The 12,123-nt window shown below is 69.0% G+C and carries 10 protein-coding genes; 2 read left to right on the forward strand and 8 right to left on the reverse strand.

Features of this window, described 5'->3' with window-relative positions:
- Positions 1-79: 79 nt before the first annotated feature.
- A complete protein-coding gene (locus tag ABGB10_RS16550) occupies positions 80-1,426 on the forward strand; it encodes a ricin-type beta-trefoil lectin domain protein (RefSeq protein ID WP_347661734.1) in 1,347 nt (448 codons plus the stop codon).
- A gap of 174 nt (positions 1,427-1,600) precedes the next feature.
- Here ABGB10_RS16550 and ABGB10_RS16555 read toward each other — a convergent pair whose 3' ends face one another.
- Positions 1,601-2,500 carry a PaaX family transcriptional regulator C-terminal domain-containing protein gene (locus ABGB10_RS16555; RefSeq protein ID WP_347661735.1) on the reverse strand — a complete coding sequence of 300 codons (900 nt, stop codon included), beginning with the start codon at positions 2,498-2,500 and terminating at the stop codon, positions 1,601-1,603.
- Between the two features lie 506 nt (positions 2,501-3,006).
- Here ABGB10_RS16555 and ABGB10_RS16560 point away from each other — a divergent pair.
- A complete protein-coding gene (locus ABGB10_RS16560; RefSeq protein ID WP_347661736.1) occupies positions 3,007-4,392 on the forward strand; it encodes a PHB depolymerase family esterase in 1,386 nt (461 codons plus the stop codon).
- A gap of 75 nt (positions 4,393-4,467) precedes the next feature.
- Here the strand turns inward: ABGB10_RS16560 and ABGB10_RS16565 are convergent, their stop codons facing one another.
- The 7 genes from ABGB10_RS16565 to ABGB10_RS16595 form a co-directional block, all read right to left on the reverse strand.
- On the reverse strand, positions 4,468-6,120 hold the full coding sequence (locus ABGB10_RS16565; protein WP_347661737.1) for a bacterial Ig-like domain-containing protein: 1,653 nt from the start codon (positions 6,118-6,120) through the stop codon (positions 4,468-4,470).
- 140 nt (positions 6,121-6,260) lie between these two features.
- Entirely contained in the window at positions 6,261-6,737 is a 477-nt protein-coding gene (locus ABGB10_RS16570) for a hypothetical protein (RefSeq protein WP_347661738.1), read from the reverse strand.
- A gap of 13 nt (positions 6,738-6,750) precedes the next feature.
- Positions 6,751-7,941, reverse strand: coding sequence for an ABC transporter permease (locus ABGB10_RS16575; protein WP_347661739.1), 1,191 nt, complete (start codon positions 7,939-7,941; stop codon positions 6,751-6,753).
- A complete protein-coding gene (locus ABGB10_RS16580; RefSeq protein ID WP_347661740.1) occupies positions 7,938-8,633 on the reverse strand; it encodes an ABC transporter ATP-binding protein in 696 nt (231 codons plus the stop codon). The genes ABGB10_RS16575 and ABGB10_RS16580 overlap by 4 nt, the downstream gene beginning before the upstream one ends.
- The gene (locus ABGB10_RS16585) at positions 8,630-9,880 is read right to left on the reverse strand and encodes a biotin/lipoyl-binding protein (RefSeq protein WP_347661741.1); all 1,251 of its coding nucleotides are present in this window, start codon (positions 9,878-9,880) and stop codon (positions 8,630-8,632) included. The genes ABGB10_RS16580 and ABGB10_RS16585 overlap by 4 nt, the downstream gene beginning before the upstream one ends.
- A 41-nt stretch (positions 9,881-9,921) precedes the next feature.
- On the reverse strand, positions 9,922-11,418 hold the full coding sequence (locus ABGB10_RS16590; protein ID WP_347661742.1) for a HAMP domain-containing sensor histidine kinase: 1,497 nt from the start codon (positions 11,416-11,418) through the stop codon (positions 9,922-9,924).
- Positions 11,415-12,119 carry a response regulator transcription factor gene (locus tag ABGB10_RS16595; RefSeq protein WP_347661743.1) on the reverse strand — a complete coding sequence of 235 codons (705 nt, stop codon included), beginning with the start codon at positions 12,117-12,119 and terminating at the stop codon, positions 11,415-11,417. The genes ABGB10_RS16590 and ABGB10_RS16595 overlap by 4 nt, the downstream gene beginning before the upstream one ends.
- Between the last annotated feature and the right edge of the window lie 4 nt (positions 12,120-12,123).

Consider the following 12,123-nt stretch of genomic DNA (forward strand, 5'->3'; position numbering starts at 1 on the left):
CAACACCGAGCCCGCCCGTCCTGCACCCCACCACCAGGAGGTACCGACAGTGCGAGGAACCGCAGACCACCCCCCGCCCGTGTCGCCCGGCTCTCGGGGACGACTGTTCAAGATCGCCGCGGCCGGGATCGCAGCCGCGGTCGGACTGCTCACCATCACCTTGGCGACCGGGTCGGCGTCGGCCGCCGACAACCCGTACCAGCGCGGCCCCGACCCCACCCGGACCAGCGTCACCGCCGTGAACGGCCCCTTCGCCAACACCTCGGTCAGCGTCCCGACCGGGTACGGCTTCAACGGCGGCAGGATCTACTACCCGACCGACACCAGCCAGGGCACATTCGGGGCCATCGCGATCTCGCCGGGTTACACCGCGTTGTTCTCCGCCGAACTGGCCTGGATGGGACCGTGGCTGGCCTCCCACGGCTTCGTCGTGATCGGCATCGAGACCAACAGCCGCAACGACTTCGACACGGCCCGAGGCACCCAGTTGCTCGCCGCGCTGGACTACCTCACCCAGCAGAGCCCGGTACGCGACCGGGTCGACCCCAACCGACTGGCGGTCGCCGGTCACTCCATGGGCGGCGGCGGTGCGCTGAGCGCAGCAACCCGGCGCTCGTCGTTGAAGGCAGTGGTCGGCATCGCGCCGTACTCGCCGTCGTCGAACCTGGCCAACGACCGGGTACCGACGATGATCTTCTCTGGGCAGGCGGACACGGTGGTCACCCCGTCCTACGCCACCGGCCTGTACAACAGCCTCCCCACCACGACGGAGAGCGTCTACCTGGAGGTCGCCGGTGCCGATCATGGATTCATGGTCGGGCGGTCGAACCCGGTGATGGTCCGGACCATGCTGCCGTTCGTCAAGATGTTCATCGACAACGACGCCCGGTACAGCCAGTTCCTCTGCCCACTGCTGGACTCCAGCGGCGTGGTCACCTACCGCAGCACCTGCCCGTTGCTGCCCTCGACGCCGCCCACCTCGACGCCGACCCCCACCGATCCGCCGACCCCCACCCCGACGCCCACCGCCCCACCCGGCTCCGCCAGCGAAATCATCGGCACCCAGTCCAACCGATGCATCGACGTACCCAACGCCTCACGCAACAACGGCACCCGCGTACAGCTCTACGACTGCAACAAACAAACCAACCAAGCCTGGACCTACACCACAACCAAACAACTCCAGGTGTACGGCACCATGTGCCTCGACGCGGCAGGCACCGGCAACGGCGCCGCAGTCCAGATCTACACCTGCCACAACCAAACAAACCAACAGTGGAACCTCAACACCAACGGCACCATCACCAACGTCCAATCCGGACGATGCCTGGACGTCTGGAGCACCAACAACGGCGCCCAGATCCAGCTCTACGACTGCCACGCACAAACCAACCAACAATTCCGACTCGCCGCCCTCACCGGATGATCACGACCTGAGCAGGCCGGATGCAAACGGGCGGGCCCGGCACCACGCCGGGCCCGCCCTCGTCACCCAGACACCTCACCCCACGGGTCGGCATTGCGCAGTTCCTGCCCCCGTCGGAGCGGCCGTTTCCGCACTGGCCTCGACGCCGGGACGCTCCAGAGCGACCCGGTGACCCTATTGGTTCATCTCCTCCAGCGCCGCAACAAGGTGAGGGTTGCCGCAATCGGCCCAGAGGTCGCCAAGCTGGTCGACGCGGTGTGCCCGGATGTCGGGTTGCGGCCCGGTGGCGTACCGGTGAGCGACGGCACGCACGTGCTGCTCCGCGGGCTCGGCGAGCCCGTCGTACACCGCGACGAACACCGCTCGCGCGTCCCTCCTGGGCCATCCCGCAGGCATCAGCTCGATCGGCAGCAGCGGATCCACAATGGGGAAGCGCCGATAGGCATCCATCACCTCGGTGCGCGCCCGTACCGCCGCCGCCGCCGTGACGTCTCCCGACTGGACACCCGGCAACAGGGCATCCCAGCGTCGGACGAAGGAGTCGTACTGGCGAACGACCGCGGCGGTGTCCCAGGCGTCGATCGGTACCCGATTGGTGACCGCCTCGATTTCCACATGCCGTGCGCGGAACACCGTCGTGGCGCCGAGCGCGATCGCGGAGAGCTTCGTTCTGGGCGTGCGGCCGAGATTGTGCGGTGATACCCACAGTCCGTCGTACAGGGGCGCGTACCCGAGCCATCGAAGCTGTCCGCGGAGTGCGCGTCGCTCGGCGCTTGCCTCCTTCGGTAGGGAGAAGGCGACAAGCGTCCACCAGCCGTCCCACGACTCGGCCTGTCCGACGAAGGCCGCGATCCGACGTGCACCCCGTGCGAGGTTGTCGGCGGCGGGCTGGGTCAAGCGGTAGAAGCTGTGACGTCCCTGTCGGCTGGTCTCAAGCACTCCGCGGCGAGCCAGGCGGCTGATGGCCGTCCGCGCCCCGGCCGTGTTGACGCCCGATTCGGCGAGCAGCGCCACGAGAGCGGCGGAGGGTAGCCAGGTGCGGCCCTGAATTGTGTAGTCGGCCAGCAGCGTCACGGCCAAGCCTTGGGGCGAGCTGCCTGACTGTCTACGGGGCAGCTGGGTGGAGCCGTCTGCGCTGTCCGGGAAGATCTCGTGGATGTTGAAGGGGCTGACCACACGACGCTCCGGCGCAGATCGGGGAAGACCGCTTGGTAGATCCGATTGTGGCAGGCGCCCGGCCAGGTGCGTCCGCCCCCCGTCATACGGAGCTGATTTCCGCTCACCTCGCTACATCCATAGCGAAACGTCGATTGACAGTTTTGCCGACCAGGGAGACAATTTTTGTAATGCGTCTGGCGTTGCGGGAGCTAGCAGAGCCAGCGGGCAGCTGATCGACCTCCCCGGGCGGAGGTCACCTGGCGACCCGACGGGCATGAACCTGCCTCGGCCGACTTCACCAAGGACAGGTTGACGGTGAGGCCGGCCCGGCGCGTCGCGTCCAAACACGGTGATGTACCGCTTCCGGTGACCCGGCTGGTGCGACTCACCGCGTCCAATCAAGCGTCAAGGGAGTGAAGCGCGTGAAACTCTATCGACGGCTGCTGGTCGGCTTCGCCGTGTTCCTCGCGGCGGCTGGCCTGGCACTGGCGATACCCGGCCTGACGAGACCGGCCTCTGCGGCCTCGTTGACCGAGGTGACCAACTTCGGCAGCAACCCGGGCGGGATGCGGATGCACATCTACGTGCCCGACGTCCGTCCGGCCAACCCGGCGATCGTGGTCGCCATGCACGGCTGCGGCGGCTCCGGCCCGGGCTTCTACTCGGGCAGCGAGTTCGCCTCGCTGGCGAACCAGTACGGCTTCATCGTCATCTACCCGAGCGCCATGCAGGAGGCCGGGTTCGGCAAGTGCTTCGACACCTGGTCGGACGCGTCCAAGCGCCGTGGTGGTGGCAGCGACCCGGTCTCCATCGAGTCGATGGTGAACTACGCCCGGCAGCAGTACGCCGGTGACATCAATCGGGTCTACGCCACCGGCAGTTCGTCTGGCGGGATGATGACCCAGCACATGCTCGCGGTCTACCCCGACCTGTTCAAAGCGGGCGCGTCGTTCATGGGCGTGCCCTTCAACTGCTTCGCGAACGCGGCCGCCTACCCACCCGGCGGGTCGTGCACCAACGGCAGCATGAACCGGACCCCACAGCAATGGGGCGACCTGGTCCGAGCGGCGTACCCCGGCTACACCGGCCCGCGCCCGCCGATCCAGCTCTGGCACGGCACCAACGACACCCTCGTGCCCTACTCGCTCCTGCAGGAGTCGGTCGAGCAGTGGACCAACGTGCACGGGCTGAGCCAGAGTCCGACGTCCACCGACACCCCGCAGCCCAACTGGAACCGCCGCCGCTTCGGCACCCAGGTCGAGGCGTACGCCATCCAGGGCGCCGGGCACAGCCTGCCCTCCAGCGGCATGGCGCGCGTCGCCATCCAGTTCTTCGGCCTGGACCGCACGACGCCGCCCACGCCGACGCCGACCCCCACCGATCCGCCGACGCCCACCCCGACGCCCACCGCCCCACCCGGCTCCGCCAGCGAAATCATCGGCACCCAGTCCAACCGATGCATCGACGTACCCAACGCCTCACGCAACAACGGCACCCGCGTACAGCTCTACGACTGCAACAAACAAACCAACCAAGCCTGGACCTACACCACAACCAAACAACTCCAGGTGTACGGCACCATGTGCCTCGACGCGGCAGGCACCGGCAACGGCGCCGCAGTCCAGATCTACACCTGCCACAACCAAACAAACCAACAGTGGAACCTCAACACCAACGGCACCATCACCAACGTCCAATCCGGACGATGCCTGGACGTCTGGAGCACCAACAACGGCGCCCAGATCCAGCTCTACGACTGCCACGCACAAACCAACCAACAATTCCGACTCGCCGCCCTCACCAGGTGATCAACACCTGAGAAAGGCCGGACAGAAACGGGCGGGCCCCGCACCACGCCCGGCCCGCCCGCTCGACTCAACCCGTCACGGTGAGCACGCCGGCGACAGCCCCACGACGTCGACGGGGAACGAGCTGGTCCGAGTCTGACCCGCGACCGTGTAGGAGACGGTGACGGTCTGCCTCCCCGGGGTGTTCGGGTCGTACCCCGAAACGGTGTATCCGCCGTGTCCGGCGAGCAGCACCTCATCCTGGACGCCGTCGGTGTAGTCGGCCGTGACCACGAGGCCGGTCAGGTCGAGGGCCTGACCGAGGGCGTAGCGGGTCCGCGTCGGAGGCGTCCGCACCGAGATCGACGACAGGTCCGCGCCGCGCAGGGCCGCGTGCTCAGCCTGGGTCAGCGCGAAGATGTTCCCGTGGCGGATGACACCCTGGGCCAGGTCGTAGTCCGGCTTCTGCGCCCAGTCGATGGGGGTCCACTGGCCGGAGGCGAGGTCGTCGCCCCAGTACGGGTGCAGCTGCTCCTCCAGGCGGCCTCCCGACGGGGAACCGAGCCATTTCTGGTCGGCATACAGGTAGTAGCCCTCCCCGCGTACGTCACCGGGGTTGGCCTTCACCACCATCGGAGCCTCGGCGTACGTGGTAGCCATCGTGTCGTGGGTGATGCAGCCCTTGACCAGCTCCCATTGCTCGGGCGGCGCGAGCACCGACGTCGCCCGCTCCTGGTAGATGTCCTCGGAGCCGCACGAGGGGACGTACGGGGTGGTCCCGACGCCCGTGGAGGTGCGGTCGCTGACGAAGCGGTGGTAGGAGCCGTCCTCGTCATCCCGGATGACGACGGCGTCCAGCGTCCCGTGGCCAGGCCGGTTGATCATCACCTGCGGTGGCGTGAAGGTCACGAAGTCCCGGGTGGTGGTGTAGAGGGTCTGGTTCCTGGTCAGCGGGTAGCGACCGTTCGGGTCGGTGCAATCGGGCGTGTAGTACGTCCCGCTCGGATAGACCGACGACGTCCAGTACACGACGTACGCCCCGATCGAGGTGTCCCAGATGGCCTCCGGTGCGAACGTCATGCCCGCCTCTTCCGGGGCCACCAGGACGTGCCGTTGCTCGGACCAGTTTCGCAGGTCGGTGGACTCCCACACCTCGATGTAGCGGCTCGCGCCACTCTGTGCCCAGTCCCAGTTCTGCCACCCGTACGCCCGGCCGTCGACATTCAGGTCCGTGGCGACGAGGTAGAACCGGTCCCCCTCCGGCGAGCGGACGACGGACGGGTCCCGCACCGCGTGCATGCCCTTGGTGGACTGGAGGAACACCTGCCCACCCTTGGCCGCCGTCCAGCGGGTCGCGTCGTTGCCGACGCTGGTGGCCATGTAGATCTGCTGCCCCGCCTGGCTGTTGGACCTGGCAAAGTTCGCCATCCCGTACCGGGAGAACGGCGCCAGGTCCACCGCGGGTCGCACCGTCAGGGCGAAGTCCCGACATGCGCTGTCTCCGTCGGCGGTGGCGCACCCGGTCAGCGTCACCGTCACCGGCTCGGACCCCGCCGGTGGCCGCCGTACCACCCCCGGTGCGATCGCACCGTCGGCCGTGTCGGAGACGACCCCCGGTTCGGACGATCTCCAGGTCACCGACGCGCCCGGCACCGCCGGCACCGTGGCCGGGAGCGTCACGTTGCCCCGCACGTCCGAGGAATCGGGGATGGTGATCTCGGCCAGGGATTGCTCCGCGAGCCCGGTCATAGCGCTCTCCCCTGCGATCGCGGCCCCGCCACCTGCTGCGACGACCAACGACACCGTCACATTCAGACGACTTGCATTGGAACAGCCTCCGCATCGCGGCGTCAACGAACGGTGGCTTCGAATGACCTGACGCCGTCGCCTCAGTCGCTCTTCGTGACCGACGACGCGGTTACCGAGCCGTTCGCGTCGGTGTCGCCGGCCACGCTGACCTTGTCGCCAGGCTTGAAGCTCTTCAACTGGCCGGGGACCTGTACGGACGTGTCGCCGTTGGTGCGGATCGTGATCACCTCCCCGGACTCTGTCTGCAGGTAGACCGTGGTGCCGTCGACGAGCTTCACAGTGCCGGTGGTGGTGTTGGCGCGCTGTGGCCTGCCCTGGGTGCCGCCGCCGATCGAGCCACCGCCGGGAGGGGCCGTCGGTGGGGTGAGGCCGCCCTGGCCCCGGAATCCGCCCAGTCCTGCGGCGGCGGGCTGCGCGCCGAACTGCTTCTGCACCTCGATTCCTGCCACGAAGCCGCCGGCGAGGAGGAACGCCACAGCGAGAAGGATCGTCGTCCTGTTCCACCAACGGCGGTCAGCCGCCGCGGTCAGTTCGGCGTCCAGTGTGGATGCGGTCAAAACGATCTCCCGGTTACTCGTAGCGGAGGGCGTCGATGGGGCGCAGGCCGGCTGCCCGGTGGGCGGGCACGCTGCCGAAGAAGAGCCCGATCGCGACCGACACGCACAGGGCGAGGGCGATCGAGCTGGGCACGATGACCGGCCGTACGCCGACGATGGTGAAGTTGCTGCCGATGAGCGCGGTCGCGACGCCCAGCCCGCCGCCCAGCAGGCTCAACATCGTGGCCTCTGCCAGGAACTGGGTGAGGATCACCCGACGCGGTGCGCCGAGAGCCTTACGGATACCGATCTCCCGAGTACGTTCGGTGACCGTGACGAGCATGATGTTGGTGATGCCGATACCACCCACCAGCAGGCTGATGCCGGCGACCGCGCCGAGGAGCGTGGTAAACGTGTCGGCGGTCTCGGTCTGCGTCTGCAGAAGCTGCGAGGCGTTCTGGATGCGGTAGGGCTGGGAGTTCGAGCCGGTAGGCGCCTGGATTCGCTGGGACAGGATCAGGGAGACCTGGGACTGCGCATCGGTCACCGTCTCCGGGCTCCGGGCCTCGACCACGATCGAGGTGAGCGGCCCATATCCGGTGAGCGCCTGCTGGACCGCGGTGAGTGGTGCGATCGCGACGTCGTTGGCGTCCATGAAGCCGGAGGCGCTGCTCTTCTCGCCCAGCACACCGATGACGGTGAACAGCGCGCCGTTGACGGTGATCTCCTTCCCGACGGCCTCGACGCCGGGGAACAGCTCGTCGGCGACGGTCCGCCCGATCACCACGACCGGACGGCCCTGTGCGACGTCGTCGGCGGTGAACGCCGTTCCGGTGCCGACCGGCGAGTTCGAGGCGGTGAAGTAGCTCGGGGAACTGCCGACGAGTTGCTGCACCGAGTGGTCGGTGCCCTGGTAGGTCAGGGTCGCCTGGGTGCTGGCGACGGGCGACACCGACGCGACGTCGGGGGCCAGAACCGGGTCGTTCAGCGCCTCGGCCAGCGCCGAGGTGAGGGCGCCGCTGCCGCCGACCCCCTGCACGGTCAGGGTCTTGGTGCCCAGTGCCTCGATCCGGTCAGCGACCTGGCGGGCCGAGCCGTTGCCCACGGCGACCAGCAGGATCACGGCCGCGACGCCGATCAGGATGCCGAGCATGGTGAGGCTGGAGCGGAGCTTGTTGGCACCGATCCCGCGTACGGCGAAACGCAACACCTCGAAGGCGCTCATGCCAGCACCCGCTGCTGCCGTACGTCGGTGACGATCTGGCCGTCGACAAGCCGGATCAGGCGGCTCGCGCGGGCGGCGACGTCCTCCTCGTGGGTGATCAGCAGGATGGTGCGGCCAGCGGCGTGCAGGTCGTCGAAGATGCCGAGGATGTCTTCGGTCGACCGGCTGTCGAGGTTCCCGGTCGGTTCGTCGGCCAGCACCAGCGCAGGCTCGGTGACCAGCGCCCGGGCCACCGCGACGCGCTGCTGCTGGCCGCCGGAGAGCTGGTTGGGCTCGTGGCCGCCGCGCTGAGCGAGGCCGACCATGTCCAGCGCGTACCGTGCCCGTCGACGACGTTCGGCCGCCTTGATGCCGGCGTACGCCAGCGGAAGTTCGACATTGGCCACCGCGGACGTACGGGGGATCAGGTTGAACGACTGGAAGACGAAGCCGATCCGGCGGTTGCGCACCAGAGCGAGTTGGCGGTCGTTGAGCCGGCTGACGTCTACGCCGTCGAGCAGGTACCGACCTGTGCTCGGGATGTCGAGGCAGCCCAGGATGTTCATCAGGGTGGACTTGCCGGAGCCGGACGAACCCATGATCGCCAGGTACTCGCCCCGCGCGACGGTCAACGACACTCCGCGCAGCGCATGGACGGTGGCGGCGCCCTGGCCGTACACCTTGGTGACGGTGCGTACGTCGAGGACGGTCACCGGCCACCTCCGGCACGGCCGCCGCCGGGGAAACCGCCGCCGCCGGGGAACCCTCCGCCGCCGGGGCCTGCCCCTCCGCCGGGGAAACCGCCACCGGGCCGCGTCCCCTGGTTGGAGTCGCTCGGCATGGTGATCAGCACCTGCTCTCCGACCGCGAGCCCGGACTTGATCTCGGTCGTGCTGTCGCCCTTGAGGCCCACCTCCACCGCGCGGACGACCCGTTGGCTGTTGTCCAGCACGGTGACTGTGTGGCGGTTGCCCACGCTGGTGACGGCCGCCGAGTTGACGTAGACGACCTCGTCCACCTTGCCGACAGTGACCGACACGGTGACGCTCTGGCCGGCGCGTACTCCCTCGGGTAGGTCGTCGAGGGTGAACGTGACCCCGTAGGTCACGACGTTGTTCTCCGTCGTCGCGTTGGGGTCGATGGCGGCGAGCTTGGCCGCCGACCGCGCGCCGGCCAGTGCGTTCCAGCTGACGGTGCCGGTCTGGCCGGCCTTGAGCTTCGTGGCGTCCGCCTCGGCGACCGAGGCGGAGACCTCCAGCCGGCTCAGGTCGGCAATCTCGATGAAGCTCGCGGACGACGATCCGGTCCCGGTGTCGCCGCCGCTGGAGGCGGCACCCGGCGCGTTGCCGCCGCCGCTCGAAGCGTTGCCACCGCTGCTGGCGGACCCGGAGGCCGACCCGCCGACCGTGCCGTTGACGGCGGTCACCGTTCCAGCCATCGGCGCCTTGAGGGTCGTGCCGGCCACGGCGTCCTCGGCCTCGTCGACGTTCAGTTTCGCCTCGTCCACCTGGGCCTCCGCCTCGGAGGTGTCACCGTCGGCGTCCTCCGCCCGGTCGAGTGCGGCCTCGGCGGCGTCGAGGTTGCTCCGGGCGGCGGTGAGCTGCCGCCGCGCGGCCTTGTCGTCGACCATCGCCAGGACCTGCCCCTTGGTCACCTTGTCGCCGACCTGCACCCGGATCGCGGTGACGGTGCCGGAGGTGCCGAACGTGGCGCTCGCCGTCGAGGAGCTACGCACGGTGCCCGAAGAGGAGACCGTCGCGGTGACCGTGCCCTGGGCTACGGCGATGGTGCGGCTGCCACCGGAGCCCGACTCGGCGGCCTCCGCGGTGCTGAATGACGTGTACGCCCAGGTGGCCGCGCCGGCCACCGCCAGGGCGAGTACGAGGTTGACGAGCAGGGCTGGCGACGTCCGCAGTCGCGAAAACGACGGCCTACCCGGTCGCGGGAGGGTGTGGCGCATGCGCGACAGCTTGCCGGAGGCGGCTCGGAGCAAGCCCCGCGCTAGCTCAAAGCTGACTGGGAACCGGTCGGCAGCAGCACCCGGAAAGCAGCTCCCTGGTCCGGGCTCGTCTCCAGTTCGACTCGGCCACCGTGGCCGCTCACGATCGCCGCGACGATCGACAGGCCGAGCCCGGAGCCGCCATGGCTCCGCGCTCGGCTCGGATCGGCCCGGTAGAGCCGCTCGAAGACGCGCCCGGCGTGCTGCGCGGGTAGGCCCGGGCCGTCGTCGGCGACCTCGAAAACCGCGATCGGCGTACGACGTGGAGGCTCGTCGCCGACCACGGCGGCAAGGTGCCGACGGGGCCGGTACGTCGCCAGCCGACCGACCCGGACGGTGATCTGGGCGTTCGGCGGCGTGTGCTGCAGCGCGTTGGCGACCAGGTTCGTCGCGACCTGGCGGAGCCCGTGCTCATCCCCGAGCACCGTCACCGGGTCGAAGGCGCACTGGTCGCCGCCGAAGTTGGCCAACTGGACCGGGCGGTCGGGGCGGCGGGCGTGCGCGTCGCGGATCGTGTCGGCGGCGATCGCCAGCAGGTCGACCGGGCGTCGCTGCGGCTCCCGCTGTTGGTCCAGCCGGGCCAGCAACAACATGTCTTCGACCAACAGCCCCATCCGGGCGGCCTCCGCCTCGATGCGGGACATCGTCTCGTCCAGCAGCCGCCCAGGCGGGGCACCGCCGCGCCGATACAGCTCGGCGAAGCCGCGGATCGATGTGAGCGGAGTGCGCAGTTCGTGCGACGCGTCCGCGACGAACTGCCGGAGCCGCTGCTCGGATGCGGTCCTGGCGGCGACCTCCGATTCGATCCGGTCGAGCATCGAGTTCAGCGCGATGCCCAGTCGGCCCGACTCGGTGTGCGGGTCGGCGTCGTCCACCCGGTGGGTCAGGTCGCCGGCGGTGATCGCGGTGGAGGTGCTCTCCATCCTGATCAGCGGGCGCAGGCCAATCCGGACCACAGCGGCGGCGACCAGCGCGAGCAGGAACAGCACGACGATCATCACGACCACGTCGATGGCGAGCAGCAGGTCGGCCGTGGCCTCGACCTGGCGAAGCGAGATGGCGGCGACGGCCAGACCGCCGTCGGGCTGGGTGACCACCGTGACCCGCCAGCGGTCCCCACCATCGACCGATTCCACGGTGTACGGCCCGTCGTCCGCCTTGTCGCGCAGTGCGGCGATCGCCCCCACCCGGGGTGGTGAGATCTCATCAGGTGACGGGGACGGCAACTGGCGGCCGTCGGGGTCGAAGAACAGGATGGTGCGGTACAGGTCGAAGCGGCCACGGGGGAACGGATTGTCGCCGGCCTGGTCGGGCGGCAACGGGCGGGCCGCGATGTGGCGCATCCCGGCGAGTTGGTTGTCGATCTGGTCGGTGAGGTACTGACGCAGCAGCACGATGCCGGCCGCGTTGGACACGACCAGAGCGACCGCGCTCAGCGTGGCCACGGCGACGACGAGGCGGGACCGCAGCGTCCAGTGCCGCCACCTGGGGACCCTCATTCGTCCGGGGGTCGACGTAGCGCGTAACCCACGCCACGGACCGTGTGGATCAACGGCGGCTCCCAGCAGTCGATCTTCTTCCGGAGGTAGTAGACGTACGACTCGACGATCCGACCGTCGCCGCCGAAGTCGTAGTTCCAGACCCGGTCCAGGATCTGCGCCTTGCTCACCACTCGGCCCGCGTTGACCAGCAGATAGCGCAGCAGGTTGAACTCGGTTGGCGACAGGTCGACCAGTCGTCCACCGCGGCGTACCTCATGCGCCTCCTCGTCGAGTTCGACATCGGCGTAGCGCAGGACGGTGGTGTCGTCGTCTGGATCGATGCGGCTGCGCCGCAGGATCGCGCGGATGCGCAGGACGACCTCCTCCAGACTGAACGGCTTGGTCACGTAGTCGTCGGCGCCGACGGTCAGGCCGGAGATGCGATCTTCGACCGCGTCGCGTGCGGTCAGGAACAGCACCGGCACGTGCGGGCCCGGCCCGGACCGCAGGCGCTGTGCGACCTGGAAGCCGTCGAGGTCGGGCATCATCACGTCGAGCACCACCAGATCGGGCTCGAACTCGACCGCGGCTGCCAACGCCTCGTGCCCGCCGCCGGCGACACGCACGTCGAACTCGATGAGCCGCAGCGTCGCCGACAGCAGGGCACAGATATTGGGTTCGTCGTCGACGACGAGCACTCGGGTCAACCGTCCAGCCACGTCA

This window comes from Micromonospora sp. B9E7, from assembly GCF_039871815.1.
GTDB lineage: Bacteria > Actinomycetota > Actinomycetes > Mycobacteriales > Micromonosporaceae > Micromonospora.

What these genes read in the sequence shown, in the direction of transcription:
- ABGB10_RS16565 (WP_347661737.1), bottom strand. Translation starts at nt 6,120, where the DNA reads ATGACCGGGCTCGCGGAGCAATCCCTGGCCGAGATCACCATCCCCGAT.
- ABGB10_RS16575 (WP_347661739.1), bottom strand. Translation starts at nt 7,941, where the DNA reads ATGAGCGCCTTCGAGGTGTTGCGTTTCGCCGTACGCGGGATCGGTGCC.
- ABGB10_RS16585 (WP_347661741.1), bottom strand. Translation starts at nt 9,880, where the DNA reads ATGCGCCACACCCTCCCGCGACCGGGTAGGCCGTCGTTTTCGCGACTG.
- ABGB10_RS16590 (WP_347661742.1), bottom strand. Translation starts at nt 11,418, where the DNA reads ATGAGGGTCCCCAGGTGGCGGCACTGGACGCTGCGGTCCCGCCTCGTC.